Annotated in this window: 19 protein-coding genes and 1 riboswitch; of the genes, 16 read left to right on the top strand and 3 right to left on the bottom strand. The window is 70.5% G+C overall.

All coding sequences use genetic code 11. From position 1 onward, the window contains the following. The first annotated feature begins 13 nt into the window (after positions 1–13). The 10 genes from ACOZ38_RS44095 to ACOZ38_RS44050 all read left to right on the top strand — a co-directional run bounded on the left by ACOZ38_RS44095 (position 14) and on the right by ACOZ38_RS44050 (position 8,656). Positions 14–1,105, top strand: a complete 1,092-nt coding sequence (locus ACOZ38_RS44095) for a zinc-dependent metalloprotease (protein WP_405142577.1) — start codon at positions 14–16, stop codon at positions 1,103–1,105. Positions 1,106–1,194: 89 nt separating this feature from the next. After that, positions 1,195–2,172 carry a tRNA lysidine(34) synthetase TilS gene (gene tilS / locus ACOZ38_RS44090; protein WP_424536752.1) on the top strand — a complete coding sequence of 326 codons (978 nt, stop codon included), beginning with the start codon at positions 1,195–1,197 and terminating at the stop codon, positions 2,170–2,172. A gap of 13 nt (positions 2,173–2,185) precedes the next feature. Next, positions 2,186–2,743 (top strand): hypoxanthine phosphoribosyltransferase, encoded by a 558-nt coding sequence (gene hpt, locus ACOZ38_RS44085; RefSeq protein WP_405142575.1) that lies wholly within the window; start codon positions 2,186–2,188, stop codon positions 2,741–2,743. 278 nt (positions 2,744–3,021) lie between these two features. Beyond that, the gene (gene ftsH, locus ACOZ38_RS44080) at positions 3,022–5,040 is read left to right on the top strand and encodes an ATP-dependent zinc metalloprotease FtsH (RefSeq protein ID WP_424536751.1); all 2,019 of its coding nucleotides are present in this window, start codon (positions 3,022–3,024) and stop codon (positions 5,038–5,040) included. Between the two features lie 3 nt (positions 5,041–5,043). Continuing rightward, positions 5,044–5,631 carry a GTP cyclohydrolase I FolE gene (folE, locus tag ACOZ38_RS44075; RefSeq protein WP_405142573.1) on the top strand — a complete coding sequence of 196 codons (588 nt, stop codon included), beginning with the start codon at positions 5,044–5,046 and terminating at the stop codon, positions 5,629–5,631. Positions 5,632–5,729: 98 nt separating this feature from the next. After that, on the top strand, positions 5,730–6,590 hold the full coding sequence (folP, locus tag ACOZ38_RS44070) for a dihydropteroate synthase (protein ID WP_424536750.1): 861 nt from the start codon (positions 5,730–5,732) through the stop codon (positions 6,588–6,590). Continuing rightward, positions 6,587–7,024 (top strand): nuclear transport factor 2 family protein, encoded by a 438-nt coding sequence (locus ACOZ38_RS44065; protein WP_405142571.1) that lies wholly within the window; start codon positions 6,587–6,589, stop codon positions 7,022–7,024. Before folP ends, ACOZ38_RS44065 begins: the two co-directional genes overlap by 4 nt. Continuing rightward, positions 7,021–7,407, top strand: coding sequence for a dihydroneopterin aldolase (gene folB, locus ACOZ38_RS44060; protein ID WP_405142570.1), 387 nt, complete (start codon positions 7,021–7,023; stop codon positions 7,405–7,407). Before ACOZ38_RS44065 ends, folB begins: the two co-directional genes overlap by 4 nt. Beyond that, positions 7,404–7,910, top strand: coding sequence for a 2-amino-4-hydroxy-6-hydroxymethyldihydropteridine diphosphokinase (gene folK, locus ACOZ38_RS44055; RefSeq protein ID WP_424536749.1), 507 nt, complete (start codon positions 7,404–7,406; stop codon positions 7,908–7,910). Before folB ends, folK begins: the two co-directional genes overlap by 4 nt. Positions 7,911–8,200: 290 nt before the next feature. Next, positions 8,201–8,656 (top strand): DUF3180 domain-containing protein, encoded by a 456-nt coding sequence (locus tag ACOZ38_RS44050; RefSeq protein WP_405142567.1) that lies wholly within the window; start codon positions 8,201–8,203, stop codon positions 8,654–8,656. A 185-nt stretch (positions 8,657–8,841) separates the two neighbouring features. Here ACOZ38_RS44050 and ACOZ38_RS44045 read toward each other — a convergent pair whose 3' ends face one another. Both ACOZ38_RS44045 and ACOZ38_RS44040 read right to left on the bottom strand, forming a co-directional pair. After that, a complete protein-coding gene (locus ACOZ38_RS44045; RefSeq protein ID WP_405142566.1) occupies positions 8,842–10,032 on the bottom strand; it encodes an NADH-quinone oxidoreductase subunit D in 1,191 nt (396 codons plus the stop codon). Positions 10,033–10,050: 18 nt separating this feature from the next. Then, positions 10,051–11,301 (bottom strand): aminotransferase class V-fold PLP-dependent enzyme, encoded by a 1,251-nt coding sequence (locus ACOZ38_RS44040; RefSeq protein ID WP_424537201.1) that lies wholly within the window; start codon positions 11,299–11,301, stop codon positions 10,051–10,053. Between the two features lie 167 nt (positions 11,302–11,468). Next, positions 11,469–11,584: riboswitch (SAM riboswitch) on the bottom strand. Between the two features lie 157 nt (positions 11,585–11,741). Here ACOZ38_RS44040 and ACOZ38_RS44035 point away from each other — a divergent pair. Both ACOZ38_RS44035 and ACOZ38_RS44030 read left to right on the top strand, forming a co-directional pair. Further along, a complete protein-coding gene (locus tag ACOZ38_RS44035) occupies positions 11,742–12,518 on the top strand; it encodes a TerC family protein (RefSeq protein WP_424536748.1) in 777 nt (258 codons plus the stop codon). A 46-nt stretch (positions 12,519–12,564) separates the two neighbouring features. After that, complete coding sequence (locus ACOZ38_RS44030) at positions 12,565–13,773, top strand: cytochrome P450 (RefSeq protein ID WP_424536747.1); 1,209 nt, start codon at positions 12,565–12,567, stop codon at positions 13,771–13,773. On the opposite strand, the gene ACOZ38_RS44025 is transcribed toward ACOZ38_RS44030, so the two are convergent. After that, positions 13,754–14,695: an SAM-dependent methyltransferase gene (locus ACOZ38_RS44025; protein WP_405142563.1), complete on the bottom strand. Its 942-nt coding sequence runs from the start codon at positions 14,693–14,695 to the stop codon at positions 13,754–13,756. The two genes, ACOZ38_RS44030 and ACOZ38_RS44025, sit on opposite strands and share 20 nt — an antisense overlap. A 276-nt stretch (positions 14,696–14,971) precedes the next feature. Here ACOZ38_RS44025 and ACOZ38_RS44020 point away from each other — a divergent pair, with 276 nt between their 5' ends. The 4 genes from ACOZ38_RS44020 (at position 14,972) to ACOZ38_RS44005 (ending at position 20,218) form a co-directional block, all read left to right on the top strand. Further along, positions 14,972–15,862 (top strand): Rossmann-like and DUF2520 domain-containing protein, encoded by an 891-nt coding sequence (locus tag ACOZ38_RS44020; RefSeq protein WP_424536746.1) that lies wholly within the window; start codon positions 14,972–14,974, stop codon positions 15,860–15,862. After that, positions 15,853–16,731, top strand: coding sequence for a pantoate--beta-alanine ligase (gene panC / locus ACOZ38_RS44015; protein ID WP_424536745.1), 879 nt, complete (start codon positions 15,853–15,855; stop codon positions 16,729–16,731). Before ACOZ38_RS44020 ends, panC begins: the two co-directional genes overlap by 10 nt. A gap of 98 nt (positions 16,732–16,829) precedes the next feature. Beyond that, positions 16,830–19,436: an L-aspartate oxidase gene (locus tag ACOZ38_RS44010; protein WP_424536744.1), complete on the top strand. Its 2,607-nt coding sequence runs from the start codon at positions 16,830–16,832 to the stop codon at positions 19,434–19,436. Then, positions 19,436–20,218, top strand: a complete 783-nt coding sequence (locus ACOZ38_RS44005; protein ID WP_424536743.1) for a type III pantothenate kinase — start codon at positions 19,436–19,438, stop codon at positions 20,216–20,218. Before ACOZ38_RS44010 ends, ACOZ38_RS44005 begins: the two co-directional genes overlap by 1 nt. The last annotated feature ends 368 nt before the right edge of the window (positions 20,219–20,586 follow it).

The following is a 20,586-nucleotide window of genomic DNA, read 5'->3' as shown; positions in this document are numbered from 1 at the left end:
TACGGTGGTGAACATGCAGGTGATCGACTGGGATCTGGCCGTTACTACCGGTGTCCGCCTTGTCCGACCTGGGCCGCAGGTGAGCCGGGAGGAGGCCAGGCACGCGGTCACCGAGCTCAGGCGGCTGTCGCGCGAAGCCGAGGGGCACGTGCAGGACTTCGCCCGCATCGACGGAGCGGCGTCGCCCGAGGAGGCCACCGTCGTCGACCGGCCCGGGTGGATCCGCGCCAACGTCGAGGGTTTCCGCGTCGTCCTCGAGCCGCTGACCGAGCGCATGAGCAGCGGCCGCGCGCAGATTCCCGCCATCGTGGGCGCCGTCGGCTCCCGCGTGACCGGTGTCGAGGTGGGCGCGGTGCTGGCCTTCCTCGCCTCGCGCGTGCTCGGGCAGTACGAGCTGTTCCTGCCGCCCGACCCGAGCGGGCGGGCGCCCACGGGGCGGCTCACCCTGGTCGCGCCCAACATCGTGCACACCGAGCGCGAGCTCGGCGTGAACCCCCGCGACTTCCGCCTCTGGGTCTGCCTCCACGAGGAGACCCACCGGGTGCAGTTCACCGGCGTGTCCTGGCTGCGCGAGTACGTGCGCGGGCAGATGACCGAGTTCCTGCTCGCCTCCGACCTCGATCTCGGCACCATGCTCGAACGCCTGCGCGCCGCCTCCGACGCCGTCGCCGACGCGATCAAGGGCGGTGAGGGCAACCTCATCGACGCGATCCAGACGCCGGAGCAGAAGGAGATCCTCGACCGGCTCACGGCCGTGATGACACTGGTCGAGGGCCACGGCGACTACGTCATGGACGCCGTCGGGCCCTCGGTCGTGCCCTCCGTGGCCGACATCCGCTCGAAGTTCCAGCACCGCAGGGAGGGCGGCTCCCGGTTCGACAGGACTATAAGGCGCCTGCTCGGCGTCGACCTCAAGATGAAGCAGTACGCCGAGGGGTCGGCGTTCGTGCGCAAGGTCGTCGACGAGGTGGGGGTCGACGGGTTCAACCGCGTCTGGGGTTCGCCCGCGACGCTGCCGAACCACGCCGAGATCCAGAACCCCGAGCAGTGGATCTCCCGTGTCGTGCGCGCGCCCGAGCTGCCGTCCGCCAACGGGCGGGCCTAGCCGCGTTCCTCCCGCCTGTGGAGTGCCGGTAGGGAGGCGCTCTGGCGCGGCTGGCCGGTGGGGTGCCCCGGCCGCACCAGACTAGGAGCATGGGACCGCATCCCGCCGTGGCGGAGATCCGCCGTGCCGTACGGCTCTCGCTCGCCGACCTGCCGCAGGGCGCCCTCGCACTGGTCGCGTGCAGCGGCGGGACCGACTCGCTCGCGCTCGCGGCCTGCCTGGGGTTCACCGCGCCACGGCAGGGGCTGCGGGGCGGGCTCCTGACCGTCGACCACGGCCTGCAGGAGGGTTCGCGCGAGCGCGCCCTGGAGGTCGCGGGCCTGGCCGCCGGGTTCGGGCTTGAGCCCGCCGAGGCGCTCACGGTCACGGTTGGCCGGGCCGGCGGTCCGGAGGCCGCGGCGCGAGATGCCAGATATGAGGCGCTTTCGCTGGCCGCGAAACGCCTCGGCGCGTCGGCGGTGCTGCTGGGCCACACGCGCGACGACCAGGCCGAGACCGTGCTGCTACGGCTCTCCCGGGGCAGCGGCACCCGGTCGCTCGCCGGGATGCCCGCGACCTCGGGCGTCTACCGGCGTCCCCTGCTCGGGGTCGCCCGCCGGACGACCAGGGCCGCGTGCGAGGCGCTCGGCCTCGTGCCTTGGGACGATCCGCACAATGCCGACCCGGCGTACGCCCGGGTGCGGGTCAGGCACGACGTCCTCCCGGTGCTCGAAGAGGCGCTGGGGCCGGGCGTGACGGAGGCGCTCGCTCGTACGGCGGGCCTGTGCAGGGACGACGCCGACGCGCTCGACGAGTGGGCCGACGAGGTGTACGCCCAGCTCAGAGGCGTGGGCGTCGAGCTCACGGTCGCGGGGCTCAAGGAACTGCCCGGCGCGGTGCGGCGGCGGGTGATCCAGCGGGCGGCCCTCGCGGCGGGCGCGACGGCGTCCGCGCTGGCGGCCGTCCACATCGAGCAGGTCGACCGGCTCGTCACCGAGTGGCGCGGGCAGCGGGTGGTGGAGTTACCCGGGGGGGTCGGAGTGGTCCGGCGGTATGGCACCCTGATATTCGCCAGCACCCTCTCATGAAGGAAAACCCCAGGTGGACGCAGCCGACATGGGCATGGACCTGGAAAAGGTCCTCATCCCCGAGGAAGAGCTTCAGGCGAAGATCAAGGAGCTCGCCGGGCAGATCGACGAGGAGTACGCGGGCAAGGACCTATTGATCGTCGGAGTTCTCAAGGGTGCGGTCATGATCATGGCCGACCTGGCGCGGGCGCTGCACATCGAGGTCCAGATGGACTGGATGGCCGTCTCGTCGTACGGCGCGGGCACCAAGTCGTCCGGTGTCGTGAGGACTCTCAAGGACCTCGACACCGACATCGCCGGGCGGCACGTCCTGGTGGTCGAGGACATCATCGACTCCGGGCTGACGCTGTCGTGGCTGATCCACAACCTCCAGTCGCGCAACCCCGCGTCCGTGGAGATCTGCACCCTGCTCCGCAAGCCGGAGGCCGTCAAGGTGCCGATCGATGTGAAGTACGTCGGGTTCGACATCCCCAACGAATTCGTGATCGGTTACGGGCTCGACTATGCCGAGCGCTACCGCAATCTGCCGTTCATCGGCACTCTGGCCCGCCATGTGTACGGAGCGGAGTAAGCCCTGAGCGAAGTTCCTGATCGTCAACTGGTGCGATACAGCGTTATTCGGTCTCGTCGTGGGGAACACGGAGCCGCCTGACGTACGTTGGTAGGACAAAGCCGGTGTCGCCGGGGCAGTGACCCTGCGCGGCGGCCCGGTGTACCTTCGGATGTCTCGGAGGTGCGATCACCTCCGGGTGATCAGTAGGAGCGGTTTGGGATGCCGCTAACCCCGGGCTCGCCCGGGGCGTCAGGCCGTGTTCAGGAAGGGACGGGCCCGCAGGGGTTCCGCATCGGATGGATCTCAAGCGATTTACACGTGGGCCACTGCTGTGGATCCTGGGCATCGTCGTGCTGCTCCTCCTCGCCTCCACGTTCTGGAGCGGCAACAGCAACTATGCCCAGAAGGACACTTCGTTCGTCGTCAGCCAGATCCAAAAGGGCGCTGTCGACAACGCGGTGATCGTTGACAAGGACCAGCGGATAGAGATCAAGACCGTCGGGAAGATCGGCGGCGAGGATCGCTTCTATTCGAACTGGGTCCAGGGGCAGGGTGTCGAGCTCCAGAAGCAGCTTCAGGCCCAGGCGGACGCGGGCAAGCTGCCCGGCGGATACAAGGTCACCGTGCCGACCGAGAACTTCCTCGTCGGCCTGCTGGTGAGCTTCCTCCCGCTCGTCTTCATCGTCCTCCTCTTCTTGTTCATCATGAACCAGATGCAGGGCGGCGGCTCCCGGGTGATGAACTTCGGGAAGTCCAAGGCCAAGCTCATCACCAAGGACACCCCCAAGACCACCTTCGCCGACGTCGCGGGCGCCGACGAGGCCATCGAGGAGCTCCAGGAGATCAAGGAGTTCCTGCAGGCCCCGGCCAAGTTCCAGGCGATCGGCGCGAAGATCCCCAAGGGTGTGCTGCTGTACGGCCCGCCCGGCACCGGCAAGACCCTGCTGGCCCGCGCGGTCGCGGGTGAGGCCGGCGTGCCGTTCTACTCGATCTCCGGGTCCGACTTCGTCGAGATGTTCGTCGGTGTCGGCGCCTCCCGGGTGCGCGACCTGTTCGAGCAGGCCAAGGCCAACGCTCCGGCGATCATCTTCATCGACGAGATCGACGCCGTCGGCCGGCACCGCGGCGCGGGCCTCGGCGGCGGCCACGACGAGCGCGAGCAGACGCTGAACCAGCTTCTGGTCGAGATGGACGGCTTCGACGTCAAGGGCGGCGTGATCCTGATCGCGGCCACCAACCGGCCCGACATCCTCGACCCCGCGCTGCTGCGCCCCGGCCGCTTCGACCGTCAGGTCGTCATCGACCGGCCCGACCTGGAGGGCCGCAAGGGCATCCTCCGTGTCCACGGGCGGGGCAAGCCGTTCGCGCAGGACGTCGACCTCGACGTCATCGCGCGCCGCACGCCCGGCTTCACCGGCGCCGACCTGGCCAACGTCATCAACGAGGCTGCCCTGCTGACCGCCCGCCAGGACCAGAAGCTCATCACGATGAACACCCTCGAGGAGTCCATCGACCGCGTCATGGCGGGTCCGGAGCGCAAGAGCCGGGTCATGTCCGACCAGGAAAAGAAGATCATCGCCTACCACGAGGGTGGGCACGCCCTGGTCGCGCACGCCCTGCCCAACTCCGACCCGGTGCACAAGATCACCATCTTGTCCCGCGGCCGGGCCCTGGGCTACACCATGACGCTCCCCATGGAGGACAAGTTCCTCGCCACCCGGTCCGAGATGCTCGACCAGCTGGCGATGCTGCTCGGCGGGCGCACCGCCGAGGAGCTGGTCTTCCACGAGCCCACGACGGGCGCGGCCAACGACATCGAGAAGGCCACGAGCATCGCCCGCCGCATGGTCACCGAGTACGGCATGAGCGAGCACCTCGGCGCCCGCAAGTTCGGCACCGGCAACAGCGAGGTCTTCCTCGGCCGTGACATGGGCCACGAGCGCGACTACTCCGAGAAGATCGCCTCGACGATCGACGAGGAGGTCCGCCGCCTGATCGAGGCCGGCCACGACCAGGCCTGGGAGATCCTCGTCCAGTACCGCGACGTGCTCGACAACCTCGTGCTTGAGCTCATGGAGAAGGAGACCCTCTCCCGCCAGCAGGTCGTCGAGATCTTCGCTCCCGTGGTCGTCAGGGAGAAGCGCCCGTCGTACTCCGGCTACGGCAAACGGCTTCCCTCCGACCGGCCGCCGATCCTCACGCCCAAGGAGATCGCGGGCAACGGCAACGGCGCCGCGCTTCCGGTCGGCAACCAGGCGGCTCCCGGGTCGCTGCTGCACAACGACCACCACCCGGCGCCTCAGGACGAGGCCTGACGGGTGAGCGTCAATCCACTCAAGGTCGACTCGGACCGGATCGAGAAGGCCGTTCGCGAGATCCTGCTCGCGATCGGTGAAGATCCGGACCGGGACGGCCTGCTCGACACCCCCGCCCGGGTCGCCCGGGCCTACGCCGAGCAGTTCGCCGGGCTGGGGCAGTCCCCCGAGGACGTCCTGACCACCGTGTTCGACGCCGACCACGACGAGATGGTGCTCGTGAAGGACATCGAGGTGTTCTCCACCTGCGAGCACCACCTCGTGCCCTTCCACGGCGTCGCCCACGTCGGCTACGTGCCGAACGCCAAGGGGCAGATCACCGGCCTGTCCAAGCTGGCCAGGCTGGTGGACGTCTACGCCAGGCGCCCGCAGGTCCAGGAGCGCATGACGTCGCAGATCGCCGACGCGCTGATGGAGGTGCTCGCGCCTCGCGGGGTCATCGTGGTGATCGAGGCCGAGCATCTCTGCATGACCATGCGGGGCGTGCGGAAGCCCGGCGCCAAGACCATCACCTCGGCCGTCCGCGGCGACTTCCGCGACAGCGACAGGACCCGCGCCGAGGCGATGGCGCTGATCCTCGGCCGCCGCTGAGCCGGGGCACGATCTCGCGGGTGCGTCGATCCGATTCGTTATCCACAAGCCGGACCCATGGCACAGATCGTCACTGGGGAGCACCTAGGCTTGACGCCATGACCACCACGTGGAGGGTGCCGGGCGTGCCCGACAAGGGGCGCTGCCTGGTCATGGGCGTGGTCAACGTCACCCCTGACTCCTTCTCCGACGGCGGCGACTGGTTCGACCCCGAGATCGCCGTCCGCCACGGCCTCGAGCTGGTGGAGCAGGGCGCCGACATCGTCGATGTGGGCGGTGAGTCCACCCGGCCGGGCGCGGCCCGGGTCCCCTTGGCCGAGGAGCTGCGCCGGGTCTCGCCGGTCATCCGCGCCCTGTCCCAGGAGGGTGTGACGGTCAGCGTCGACACCATGCGGGCCGAGGTGGCGGAGGCCGCGGTGGGCGCCGGCGCCAGCCTGGTCAACGACGTCAGCGGCGGCCTGGCCGACCCGGCGATGCCGCGCGTGGTGGCGGCGGCGGGCGTTCCGTATGTCGTGATGCACTGGCGCGGCCACAGCCACGACATGGACGGCCGCGCGATCTACTCCGACGTGGTGACAGAGGTCACCGAGGAGCTGCGCAAGCGGGTCGACACCGTGCTCGCCGAGGGCGTGGCCGAGCGGCAGATCATCATCGATCCCGGCCTCGGCTTCGCCAAGCGGGCCGAGCACAACTGGCCGCTGCTCGCGGGCATAGGCAGGCTCGGCGAGCTGGGCTACCCCATCATCATCGGCGCGTCGCGCAAGCGGTTCCTCGGCCGCCTGCTGGCCGGCCCCGATGGCACCCCGCGGCCCTTCAGCCGATCCGACGACGCCACGCTCGCTGTCACCGCACTGGCCGCCCACGCCGGCGCCTGGTGCGTGCGGGTGCACCACGTGCCTCCTAACGCCGACGCCGTCCGTGTGGCGGCGGCCTGGCGAGGGGGGGAGGGGGTTCTATGAGCACGACGGCAGCCGAGATCGAGAAGCTCAACGAGGCCTTCTACACCGCGATCGAGAGTGGCGACCTCGACCGCATGACCGACATCTGGGCCGACGACGCCGACGGCCGGGTGGCGATGTGCGTCCACCCCGGCTGGCCGATGCTGAGCGGCCGGTCCGAGGTCCTGCGCTCCTGGGCGCTGATCATGGCCAACACGCCCTACATCCAGTTCGTGCTGACCGACGTCCGCACCACGGTGATCGGCGACGTCGCGGTGCTCACCTGCGCCGAGAACATCCTCACCGCCGCCGACACCGAGGACGCCACCTTTGCGGCGGGCCGCGTGGTCGCCACCAACACCTTCGTGCGAACCCCGGCCGGCTGGCGGCTCTGGTTCCACCATGGCTCCCCCGTCCTCCAGGGCGAGGACGACGAGGACGAGGCGGACGAATGACCACCCTTCGCGAAGCGGGCCGGCGTGACAGCGTGACCCTGGTGGGGCTGCGGGCGCGAGGGCGGCACGGCTGCCTGCCCGCCGAGCGCGAGCTGGGCCAGGAGTTCGTCGTCGACGCCACGCTCTTCTTCGACACCGCCCCGGCCGCCGCGGGTGACGACCTGGCCAAGACCGTCGACTACGGCGAGCTCGCCGTCCGGCTCGCCGGCATCGTCGAGGGCGAGCCGGTCAACCTCATCGAGACCCTGGCACAGCGCCTGGCGGGCGCGTGCCTCACCAACGATCTGGTCGAGGAGGTGGAGGTGCGGGTGCACAAGCCCGCCGCGCCGATCCCCCTCCCCTTCGACGACGTGGTCGTCACAGTCAGGAGGAGGCGCGAATGAAGGTCGTTCTGGCGCTCGGCAGCAACGTCGGCCGCCGCTTCGACACGCTTCAAGGTGCCATCGACGCGCTTTTCGACGCCCCCGGGCTCGACTTCGTGGCGGTGTCCCCGGTGTACGAGACCGATCCGGTGGGCGGGCCGCCCGATCAGCGCCCCTATTTCAACGCGGTGGTGATCGGGCAGACCATGACGCTCGGCCCCCGGGCGATCCTGGAGCGGGCGCTGAGCGTGGAGACCGCCTTCGGCCGGGTGCGCAGGGAGCCGTGGGGCCCCCGCACACTCGACGTCGATCTGATCATGGTCGGTGATCTGCTGTCCGACGATCCCGAGCTCACGCTCCCGCATCCTCTCGCCCACGAGCGGGCGTTCGTGCTGGTGCCGTGGTCGCAGGCCGATCCTGGGGCGGTGCTCCCCGGCCGGGGGTCGGTGGCCGGCCTGCTCGCCGACCTCGACCAGCGCGGCGTACGCCTGCGGGCCGATCTGGCCCTGCAGCCACCCGGCTGACGCACAGCCCCTGGCCGGCGGCCGGGCCCGGCCGGAGACCGACGTGTGCACGGCTCGGGTCAAGCCCGGTCGGAGACGATGTGCCCCCGGCCCGGGGGCCAAGCCGGTTTGAGAACGATGTGCCCCGGCTCGGGTCAGGCCGGTCGGAGAGGATGTCCCTCCGGCTCACGAGTGGCCGGTCGGAGAGGACGAGTGGCCGGTCGGAGAGGATGTGCCCCCGGCTCGCGGGTAACCGGCCGGGAAGACTGCCCGTTCGCGGGTAGCCGGTTGGGAGACAAGAGGAGGATCGCGTGAAGCCGAGCCGTCCCGGCGTGCTCGTCCTGCTGGTGGTCGCTTTCGCGGTCCTGACGTGGGCCGTGCTGCAGAGGGTCTACTCCGCCCTGCCGACCGTTCCGTGGACCGCCATACCCACCGTGCTCCTCCTGGCGGTCGGCGAGGCGTACAGCGGGTGGATGACCCGGGCCCGCATCGAGCGCAGGCCCGACACCAAGTCGGTGGAGCCGCTGGCCGTGGCCCGGCTGGCCGCCCTGGCCAAGGCGTCCGCCTACGTCGGAGCCGCTGTCGCCGGGGTCTTCGCGGGGTTCGTCTTCCACGTTCTCCCGCTGCTCGACCAGGACACTCCCCGGCGCGACTTCTTCCTGGCCGGCGGCTCGCTGATCGCCTGCGTGGTGCTCGTCTGCGCGGCCCTGTTCCTGGAGCACTGTTGCAGGGTGCCCAAGCGCCCCGACGACGACTCCGAGGCCTGAGCACCCCAGCGGGGCCCGGCTTGAACGACTCCGATGCTGAGAACACCAGCGGGGCCCGGCCCTCAGGCCGGGCCCCGCTCTGCAAGGAGCCACCCTTAATCCCTTGATCCCTGTCCCTTTACGCAATGTTGTTCCTTTACGAGATTCGCGGGATTAAACGCATCTCGTGAGATTCGCGGAAAAGATCACTTGTCGATGTCGCCCACCACGAAGAACATCGAGCCGAGGATCGCCACCATGTCCGAGATGAGGTGGCCGGGAAGCATCTCTCTCAGCACCTGCACGTTGTTGTAGGACGCGCTGCGCAGCTTGAGCCGCCACGGCGTCTTCTCGCCCCGCGACACCAGGTAGTAGCCGTTGAGCCCCAGCGGGTTCTCGGTCCAGGCGTAGGTGTGGCCCTCGGGCACCTTGAGCACCTTCGGCAGCCGCTGGTTGATCGGACCGGGCGGCAGCGACCGCAGGCGCTCCACGCACGCGTCCGCGAGGTCGAGCGCGACCTTCACCTGGTCGAGCAGCACCTCGAAGCGGGCATGGCAGTCACCGGCCGAACGGGTGACCACCTTGACGGGAAGCTCGCCGTAGGCCAGGTACGGCTCGTCGCGGCGCAGGTCGAGGTCGACCCCCGAGGCCCGCGCGATCGGGCCGCTGACCCCGTACTGCATGATCGTCTCGCGGTCGAGCACGCCGACCCCCCGGGTGCGCGCGATGAAGATCTCGTTGCCGGAGATGAGGTTCTCGATGTCCGGCAGCCGCCTGCGCACGTCGGCCACCGCCTGGGAGGCCCGGTCGAGCCAGCCGTACGGGAGGTCCTCCTTCAGGCCGCCGACCCTGTTGAACATGTAGTGCATGCGCCCGCCGGAGATCTCCTCCATGACGGCCTGCAGGGTCTCCCGCTCGCGGAAGGCGTAGAAGACCGGCGTGATGGCGCCGAGCTCCAGGGGATACGAGCCGAGGAACATCAGGTGGTTGAGCACGCGGTTCAGCTCGGCGAGCAGCGTGCGCGCCCACACGGCCCTGACCGGCACCTCCATGCCCAGCATGCGCTCGACGGCGAGGACGACGCCGAGCTCGTTGGCGAAGGCCGACAGCCAGTCGTGCCGGTTGGCCAGCACGATGATCTGCCGGTAGTCGCGCACCTCGAAGAGCTTCTCGGCGCCGCGGTGCATGTAGCCGACGATGGGCTCGGCACTGCCGATGCGCTCGCCGTCCACGGTGAGCCGGAGGCGCAGGACACCGTGGGTCGACGGGTGCTGGGGCCCGATGTTGAGGATCATGTCCTCGGTGGCCAGTTCCTTGGCCCCAGCCCCGATCCCCACGACCCGTTCGGTGCGCGCGCCTCCGGTGCGAGCTGCGCGAGCTCCGCGAGGTTCGGTCATAAACCCCATGCTGTCACGTCAGCGGCGCGAGACAAGATCTGAGAGGGCGGTGACCAGGCGGCGGACATGCTCTTCGGTCGTTCCGATGCCGATGGACGCCCGTACGGCCCCGGCGGTGCCATCCTCGCACGAGCCGTCGGCGGCGTGGCCGACGCCTTCGAGCAGGTGCCTGACGAAGGGATGGGCGCAGAACTTGCCGTCGCGCACCCCGATGCCGTACTCGGCGGACAGCGCCTCGGCGACCTCCCTGGCGGTCCAGCCCGTGACCACGAAGGACACGATGCCGACACGCGGGTGGTCGGGCCCCCACAGGGACAGCTCGTGTACACCGTCGATCGCGGCGAGGCCGCCGCGCAGCAGCTCGACGAGGCGCTCCTCCTCCTTGACCAGTGCCGTCCAGCCGGTGGCCGCGAGGGCGTCGCAGGCGGCGGCCAGCGCGATGGCGCCGAGCACGTTCGGCGTGCCGGCCTCGTGCCGCTGCTCGGGGTCCGCGCTCCACTCGGCGTCCAGCGGCAGCCCCTGCCGGGCGCCCCCGGTGACGGCCTTGGATGCGCCGCCTCCGCGCAGGTACGGCTCGGCCTGGGCGAGCCAGTCGGCCCGGCCGATCAGCGCGCCCGCGCCGAACGGCGCGTAGAGCTTGTGCCCGGAGAACGCCACGTAGTCCAGGTCGAGCGCGGTCAGGTTGAGCCTGCGGTGGGGGACGAGCTGCGCGGCGTCGACGAGGATCCGCGCGCCGTGCCGGTGGGCGATGTGGGCCAGGGCGGCGATCGGCCACAGCTCGCCGGTCACGTTGGAGGCCGCGGTGACCACCAGGAGCTTGGGCCCCTCGATGGCCGCCAGGGTCTCGTCCGCCGCGCGCACCGCCTCCCCGGGGAACGCGGGGGGCGCCAGCCGTACCGCGTCGGGCCAGGGGAGCAGGGAAGCGTGGTGCTCGGTCTCGAAGACCACGACGGTGGTGCCCTCGGGCAGGCAACGGGCCAGCAGGTTCGCCGCGTCGGTGGTGTTCCGGGTGAACACGACGGCGTCACCGGGACGGGCGCCGACGAAGGCCCGCACGGTGTGCCTGGCTTGCTCGTAGCGCGCCGTGGTGAGCTGGGAGGCGTACCCGGCACCCCGGTGCACGCTGGAGTAGGCCGGGAGCGCGGCGGTGACGGCGGCGCTCACCGGCTCCAGACAGGGGGCGCTCGCGGCGTAGTCGAGGTTGGCGTACCGCACGAGCCTGCCGCCCTTGACCGGGACCTCCAGCTCGTCACCGAGGACGGCGGGGATGGCCGGAGCCGTACGGTCCGTTTCGCCGTGCGATGCCGTGCCGGGCCCGGAGTCTCCGGAGGCGTCCAGGCCGGGAACGACGGGGGAAGGGCTGTTCAGGACAGTGAGAGCAGACAACGCCGGCCTCCTTGGGTCATGGGACCCCGGCCATGGCGTTGTGATGGCGGAGCCCGCGCTTGTCCGGCACACCTCGCACCAGACCTGGTCCTCACCCGGGGCACCCCGCCGCGAGCGCGAGGGTTGCCGGCCAGCAAGCCGGGGCTTGACGCTGACACTCATGACCTACGGGCGACTATAACCCAGATTCCCCTCGGCTCCGCAACCTCATCAGGGGGGTGCCAGGGGTCGCGAACTTTGCCGGATCCTCGCGCGTTGAGAGAGGAACGGCCGCCTGCCGAGGGGCCGTGACCTGGACGAACCGCCAACCAGAGGAGATCGCGATGGACTGGGTGGTCAACCCGGAGATATGGATCGGGTTCTTCACCCTGGTCGCTCTCGAGATCGTGCTGGGCATCGACAACATCATCTTCATCTCGATCCTCGCGGGCAAGCTTCCCCCCGAGAAGCGCGACCGGGCGCGCAAGGTCGGGCTCGGGCTGGCGCTGGTGAGCCGCCTGGCGCTGCTGCTGGCCCTGTCCTGGGTCATACGGCTGACGACACCGCTGTTCGAGCTTTTCGGCCAGGGCATATCAGGGCGAGACCTGATCCTGATCCTGGGTGGCCTGTTCCTGCTGGGCAAGAGCACCTTCGAGATCGGCGACAGCCTGGAGGGCACGCCTGGTCACTCAAGCGCCAAGGCGGGCGCCACCTTCAGTGCGGTGATCGTGCAGATCATGCTGCTCGACGTCGTCTTCTCGCTCGACTCGGTCATCACCGCCGTCGGCATGGTCGACGAGCTCGGCGTGATGATCGCCGCCGTGATCGTCGCGGTCGTCGTCATGCTCTTCGCGGCCGGTCCCATCAGCGGGTTCGTCGAGAAGTACCCGAGCATCAAGATGCTGGCCCTGGCCTTCCTCGTGCTGATCGGCGTCGTGCTCATCGCCGAGGGCCTCGAGCAGCACATCTCCAAGGGATACATCTACTTCGCCATGGCGTTCTCGCTGGGCGTGGAGCTCCTCAACATCCGGGCGCGCAGGAAGGCGGGCCGCCAGGAGCCGGTGGCGCTGCGGGAGCGCTACGAGGAGTCTCCCCAGCCCGGCGACGTGGCGAAATCCTGAGCCAGGGCTGTCCGCCGTGGCGCTAAATCCCACTTACGATGACTTCGTGCGATTTGATCCGTGGAATCCTGACTTCGTCGCTCATCCGTACGACGTCTACCGAGAGCTCCGTGACAACGAGCCGGTCAGCTTCTTCGAGCCGACCGGCCAGTGGCTCGTGGCGCGGCACCCGGACGTCAACGCGGCGTTGCGCGATCGACGGCTCGGCCGCTCCTACCTGCACATCGCCTCGCACCAGGAGTTCGGCCGCGAGCCTGAGCCGGACTTCCAGGAGCCGTTCTGGCGGGTGATCCGCGCGGGGATGCTCGACGTGGAGCCGCCGATCCACACCCGGCTGCGGCGGCTGGTCTCCAAGGCCTTCACCCCGCGCATGGTGGAGGAGCTCCGGCCGCGCGTGCGGCGCATCGCCGGCGAACTGGTCGATGGCTTCGTCGAGCGTGGAGGCGGAGACCTGCTCGCCGAGGTGGCCGAGCCGCTGCCCGTGACGGTCATCGCCGAGATGCTGGGCGTGCCCGAGGCCGACCGGCACCTGCTGCGGCCCTGGTCGGCCGACATCTGCGGCATGTACGAGCTCAGCCCGTCCGCGGAGGCGCAGCACACGGCGGTGCGCGCCGCCTCGGAGTTCGCTGCGTACCTTCGCGAGCTGGCCGCGAGGCGTCGCAGGGATCCGGGGAACGACCTGATCAGCGCGCTTGCCCAGGTGGCCGACGAGGGGGACAGGCTCACCGAGGACGAGCTGGTCGGCACGTGCGTCCTGCTGCTCAACGCCGGTCACGAGGCCACCGTGAACGTCACCGGCAACGGCTGGTGGTCGCTATTCCGCAACCCCGGCGAGCTGGAACGGCTGCGTGGCGACCTCTCGTTGCTGCCCACGGCGGTGGAGGAGCTGATGCGCTGGGACACCCCGCTGCAGATGTTCGAGCGCTGGGTGCTGGAGGACATCACGATCGGCGGGGTGGACATCCCGAAGGGCGTCGAGGTCGCCCTGCTGTTCGGCTCGGCCAACCGCGACCCCGAGGTCTTCCAGGATCCCGACCGGCTGGACGTGGGCAGGAAGGACAACCCGCACATCTCATTCGGTGCGGGCATTCACTTCTGCCTGGGCGCCCCCCTGGCCCGCGTGGAGCTCATCGAGTCGTTCGGGGCGCTGCTGAAGGCCGCCCCCAAGATGGAGCTCGCGGAAGAGCCGGTGTGGAAGCCGAACTACGTCATCCGGGGCCTGGAGTCGCTCAAGGTCAGCGTTTCCACTGGCTGAGCCAGCCGAAGCCGCCCAGCCCCGCCGGGTCGATCAGCTCGGCCTCCTGGGACGCCTGGGCGAGCGCCCGCAGATAGCCCCCGGGATCGGTGCCCGCGAGGGTCAGCGGAGGCCGGGTGCCGCTGACTCCGAGACCCTGTAGCGCATGTCGTTGCGTGGTCAACGTTGTGGATATCGCCCCGGCCCGTTCGCCGGCCGCCGCACACGCGTCCAGGGCCACGTGTGCGGTGATATCGCAGGATCCGTCGGGTATGGCCGGTACGCAGGCCCCGTCCCGGTATCCCGCCAACGTGCCGAAGGGCGGGCGGTTATCCACAGGGTGTGCATAATCCACGGCCACCGCCAGGCCCCGCGCCAGCCGTCCGATCACCGACTCCCAGGCCTCGTCGCGCGGGCGGCCGATCTCGGCCCGCAGGCCGGTGGAGCCGAGCGGCCACCAGCGCTCCAGCCACCGCAGGTCGTCCTCGCCGGGCGGGTCGCCGAGGGTCTCCTCGCCCGTCCGCGGATCGACGAGCACCAGCCGCGGGCCCTCCGGTGCGCGCTCGGCCACGTCGAGGGGAACGTTGTCGAGCCACTCGTTGGCGATCACGAGCCCGGTGATCTTCTCGGGGAGGGCGCCGGACCAGGTGATCGCCTCGTCCAGCCCGTGCGGAGGAGGCGAGAGGTCGACGGCCGTGACATGCAACCGTTCTACCAACTCGGGCTCCGCCGTGTGGAGAACCTGGGTCACCAGCAGGCCGTCGCCTGAGCCGACGTCCACGAGGTCGATCTCGCCCGGACGGCCGAGCGCGGCGTCGACCGTGCGCAGCAGGCGCAGCACCGCCTGGGCGAACACCGGCGAAGCGCCCACCGAGGTGCGGAAGTGGCCGGACGGGCGCTCCCTGATGTAGAAGCCGCCCTCGCCGTAGAGCGCTCGATGCATGGCTTCCCGCCACGTGACCCACACGGGACTGGACGTTACCAAGGATGGAAAAGCCCCATGACCGTCGTGCTGACAGGCCGCTGTCAAGCCGGACGCTGTCGCCACAATCCGGCCCCGGTTCACCGTATATAGCGGCATATATAGGTTTTTGTCCTTAACGTAGGTTCCCGGCGGGGACACGAGCGCCAGGTGGCGGAGCCGAAAGGCGACCGGCCCGGGCGCGACCGTTACGCTGGTCAACTGGGCCTGGATCGATCGAACGTGAACAGGAACGTGATGGAGACAAGCGACCGCCCCGGGCGTCTCGCTGTCGGGGTCCTCGGAGCCGGACGAGTCGGTTCCGTCCTCGGCGCGGCCCTCGCGCAGGCGGGACACCGTGTCGTGGCCGCCGCCGGGGTCTCCGACGCCTCGCGCCGCCGGGCCGTCGAGCGGCTCGGGGTGGGCATCTCCCCGCCCGACGACGTCATCCGCAGGGCCGAGCTCATCCTGCTCACCGTGCCGGACGACGTGCTGCCCGGCCTGGTCGCGGGGCTCGCGGCGACCGGCGTGAGCCTGCGGGGCAAGATGCTCGCGCACACCAGCGGCGCGTACGGCCTCGGCGTGCTGGAGCCCGCCACCGCCGCCGGCGCCCTGCCGTTCGCCATCCACCCGGTGATGACCTTCACCGGCAGGGACGACGACCTGCGCCGCATCGGCGGCTGCTCGTTCGGCGTCACCGCCCCCGAACTGCTCAGGCCGATGGCCGAGGCTCTGGTCATCGAGATGGGCGGCGAGCCGGTCTGGATCGCCGACGAGAACCGCGCGCTCTACCACGCGGCCCTGGCCGGAGCCGCGAACCACATGGTCACCCTGATCGCGGAATCCCAGGAGCTGCTCAAGAAGATCGGGGTGGAGCACCCCGGGCGTATGCTCGGCCCGCTGCTCGGCGCCGCCCTCGACAACGCCCTGCGTCTCGGCCTCGCGGGGCTGACCGGGCCGGTCGTGCGCGGCGACGCGGGCACCGTGCGCAAGCACGTCGACGCGCTCATCCTGGCCGCGCCCGAGGCCGCGGACGCCTACGTCGCCCTGGCCCGGCTCACCGCCGACCGGGCACTGGCCGCCGGGCTGCTCAAGCCCGAGGCCGCGGAACGCCTGCTCGACGCCCTTGGAGGAAACACGTGGACGTGATCGTCGCCGGAGACCGCCCTGAGCTGCTCGCGGCGCGCGCCGCGCTCGGCATCGGCGGCGGGTACGGCGGGGCGGGCGGGAGCACGCTCGCTCTGGTGCCGACCATGGGAGCCCTGCACGAGGGGCACCGCTCGCTGATCCGCCTCGCCCGTGAGCAGGCCGACCACGTGGCGGTCAGCATCTTCGTCAATCCCCTGCAATTCGGCCCCAACGAAGATTTCTCCCGTTATCCCCGTACATTCGACGACGACCTGCGGGTGTGTGCGGCCGAGGGCGTGAGCCTGGTCTTCGCCCCCTCGGCCGACGACATGTACCTGCCCGACCGCCAGGTCGGCGTGTCCTCCGGGCAGATGGGCACGGTGGTCGAGGGCGCCTTCAGGCCGGGGCACTTCGACGGCGTGCTGACCGTCGTGCTCAAGCTCTTCAACCTCGTCCAGCCCGACACCGCCGTCTTCGGCCAGAAGGACGCCCAGCAGCTCGCGATGATCCGCCGGATGGTCACCGACCTCAACCTGCCGATCACGATCACCGGCGCTCCAACGGTCCGCGAGCCGGACGGGCTGGCGCTCTCCAGCCGCAACCGCTACCTGTCGGCGGCCGACCGGGTCACCGCCCGGGCGCTGTCGGCGGCGCTTCGCGAGGGCGCGGGCCAGACCCGGCCCAAGGACATCCTGCACGCCGCGCACGCCGTGCTCGACAAGGCCGCCGAAGCCGATCCGCCGCTGGTGCTCGACTACCTGAGCCTGGTGGACCCCTCGACGTTCACCGCGGTCGCCGAGGACCACAGGGGCGAGGCCGTGCTCGCGGTCGCCGCCAGGGTGGGCACCACCAGGCTGATCGACAACGCCGTGCTGACCCTCGCACCCTGACCCACTTGGAAGGCCCTTTACGGAGACCCTCCCACCCCTTGGTGAGCGTCGTTCGGTCATGCCCTATCGTCATAGTGACGAAATGAGGGGAGCGACCCATGACTCACCCGCCCATCCCACGGCGGCTGACCGCGCCCGAGCCCGGCTGGACCGTCGAGGCCGACGTCGTCGTGGTCGGGTCCGGCATCGCCGGGCTCACCGTGGCACTCCGGTACGCGGAGCTGGCGCCCGGCGCCCGGGTGCTCGTCGTCACCAAGGACGTGCTCTCGGCGGGCTCCACGCGATGGGCGCAGGGCGGCATCGCCGCCGTGCTCGACCCCGACGACTCCTCGGCCGACCACCTCAGCGACACGCTCATCGCCGGGGTCGGCCTCTGCGACGAGCGGGCCGTGCGCACGCTGGTGACGGAGGGCCCTGCCGCGCTGCGGCGGCTCATGGACCACGGGGCCCGCTTCGACCGGGAGCCGGACGGCGAGCTGCAGCTCACCCGCGAGGGCGGCCACCGCCGCGACCGCATCGTCCACGCGGGCGGGGACGCCACCGGGGCCGAGGTGCAGCGCGCACTGGTCGAGGCGGTGCGGGCGAGCGCGTCCACGGGCGGGGGCATCGAGGTCATCGAGCACGCGCTGGTGCTCGATCTGCTCAAGGACGCCTCCGGGTCCACGTGCGGGATCACGCTGCACGTCATGGGCGAGGGCGCGAGGGACGGCGTGGGCGCGGTGCGGGCGGGCGCCGTCGTGCTCGCCACCGGCGGCATGGGCCAGGTGTACGCCGCGACGACCAACCCCGTGGTGTCCACAGGCGACGGGGTGGCCCTCGCGCTGAGGGCCGGGGCGGTCGTGCGCGACCTGGAGTTCGTACAGTTCCACCCGACCGTCCTGTGGCTTGGAGAAGGGTCCACCGGCCAGCAGCCGCTCATCTCCGAGGCGGTGCGCGGGGAGGGCGCGCTCCTGGTGGACGGAGCGGGCGAGCGGTTCATGACCGGCGTCCACGAGCTCGCGGAGCTCGCCCCTCGCGACGTGGTGGCCAAGGCGATCATGCGGCGGATGCTGGAGACCGGCGCGGGTCACGTGTACCTCGACGCCCGGCACTTCGGCGAGCGGAAGTGGCGCTCGCGCTTCCCGACCATCTACGCGATCTGCCTGGAGCACGGCATCGACCCGGTGCGCGAGCCGATCCCCGTGGCGCCGGCCGCCCACTACGCCAGCGGCGGCGTCCGCACCGACCCACGCGGCCGTACGAGCGTGGCGGGCCTGTACGCCTGTGGCGAGGTGGCCTGCACGGGCGTGCACGGGGCCAACCGGCTCGCCTCGAACTCTCTGCTCGAAGGGCTCGTCTTCGCCGAGCGCATCGCGGCCGACCTCGCCTCCTTACGGCCCGCTTCGGGCGAGTCCGCACAAGCCGCTTCGGGCGAGTTCGTACGGCCCGGGATGGCTGAGCCGGGCGGGCCGGTCGACGACGGGCGGGCCGCCGGGCTGGTCGACCCCCGGGTGCGTCCGCGCGTCCAGGGGCGGATGAGCACGGGCGCGGGAGTGCTGCGAAGCGAGCGCAGCCTGTCGGAGGTCGCCCGCGGCCTCCTGGACGCCCGCTGGACCCCTGTGGCCGTCGAGCCGTGCACGGAGGCGTGGGAGGCCACGAACCTCCTGACCGTGGCCACCGCGCTCGTCACGGCGGCCAGGGCGCGGGAGGAGACACGGGGATCGCACTGGCGTGAGGACTTCCCCGAGCGAAATGATGCCTGGTGGCTGGGGCACCTCGACGTGACCCTGACCGAGGAGGGATTTTCCATGACGTACCGGCAGCACGACGAGGACCGCTCGACCATGCTCCCGCACCAGGTCGAGACCGAGCTCGTCGCGGCCGGCCTCGATCCCGCGGCGGTCATGGCGCTGGTCGGCACGGCGATCGCCGAGGACCTCGCGGAGGCGGGCGACGTGACCACTCTCGCCACGATCCCGGCCGACCAGGTGGCCGCCGGCGACGTCGTGGCGCGTGCCGACGGCGTGGTGTCCGGGCTCGCGGTCGCCGAGGCGGTGTTCTCCTTCTCGTCCCGAGGGCGCCTGACCGCCGAGCGCCACGTGAAGGACGGCGAGCGCGTCTCGCGCGGTGATGTGCTGATGACGGTCTCCGGACCGGCTCGCGACCTCCTCACCGCCGAGCGCACCGCGCTCAACCTGCTCACCCATCTGTCCGGCATCGCCACGCTGACCCACCGATGGGTCCAGGCGGTGGCGGGGACGGCCGCGCGCGTCCGTGACAGCCGCAAGACCCTGCCCGGCCTGCGAGCCCTGGAGAAGTACGCCGTGCGGTGCGGCGGCGGGGTCAATCATCGGATGTCGCTTTCCGACGCGGCCTTGATCAAGGACAATCACGTGGTGGCGGCAGGTGGGGTCGCCGAGGCGTTCCGCGCGGTACGACAGGCCTATCCCGGGCTGCCGATCGAGGTGGAGGTCGACCGCGTCGACCAGCTCGAACCGGTGCTCGCCGAGGGGGCGGAGGAGATCCTGCTGGACAACTTCACCGTGGACGAGCTGGCGCGCGCCGTCCGGCTGGTGGACGGCAGGGCACGCCTTGAGTCCAGCGGAGGACTCACTCTGGAATCCGCCCGTGAAGTGGCGGAAACCGGTGTTGACTACCTTGCTGTCGGTGCGCTGACCCACTCGGCGCCCGCACTCGACATCGCTCTGGACCTTCGGGAGGCTTGATGCTGCTAACGATCGACGTCGGCAACACCCACACCGTGCTCGGCCTGTTCGAAGGCGAGGAGGTCATCGAGCACTGGCGCCTCGCCACCGACGCGCGGCGCACCGCCGACGAGATCGCGGTCGTCCTCCAGGGGCTGCTCGGCCAGAGCCCTTTGCTCAAGGGGGCCGACGTCAGCGGCATAGCCATCTGCTCCACGGTCCCCTCCGTGCTCAACGAGATGCGCGAGATGTGCAGGCGCTACTACGGCGACGTCACCGCCGTCATCGTGGAGCCCGGCGTCCGCACCGGGGTGCCGGTGCGCATGGACAACCCCAAGGAGGTCGGCAGCGACCGCATCGTGAACGCGCTCGCCGCCATCACGCTGTACGGCGGGCCGTGCGTGATCGTCGACTTCGGCACGGCGACGTCGTTCGACGCGGTCTCCGCCAAGGGCGAGTACGTCGGCGCGGTGACCGCCCCGGGCATCGAGATCTCGGTGGACGCCCTGGCGGCGGCGGGCGCGCAGCTCCACAAGGTCGAGCTCGTACGGCCGCGTTCGGTGATCGCCAAGAACACCGTCGAGGCGCTCCAGGCCGGCATCATCTACGGCTTCGCCGGCCAGGTGGACGGCATCGTCGAGCGCATGGCGCCCGAGCTCGCCGCCGACCCCGACGACGTGACCGTCGTGGCCACGGGCTCCCTCGCCTCGCTGGTGGTAGACGAGGCCCGCTCCATCGACGTGCACGAGCCGTGGCTCACGCTCATCGGCCTGCGCCTCATCTACAACCGCAACACGAGCTGAGCCGCACGCCCGTCGCATCGGGTGCCGGTCGTGATTGAGATCAAGCCGCGGGCGGAGATCCGTGCGGCTCTCGCCGATTCAGGATGCCAGGGCATGATCGATAATGACAAATCGGTGCCCTGTGGCATGTCTCGTGCCCGGTGCGTCAGTCGGAAAAAGTCTGAAACGACGCATCATTTCAGAGGCTGAATTAGTCGCTGATCTTATATCCGTGCCCGGGGGGCGATCCGGGGGCCGGGGCGGGGGGAACCCGCCATCCACCAGGACCGCGCTCGCGCCTCGCCGGGGGGCTGTGGCCGGGTGCCCACGCTGATCTCGGTCGGTGTCCGGCGAACCTATAGGTTCGCGGACATGTCATGAGTAGTTCA

Source organism: Sphaerisporangium viridialbum (assembly GCF_049674955.1).
Classification (GTDB): domain Bacteria; phylum Actinomycetota; class Actinomycetes; order Streptosporangiales; family Streptosporangiaceae; genus Sphaerisporangium; species Sphaerisporangium viridialbum.
This window is presented reverse-complemented; position numbering and strand designations above follow the sequence as displayed.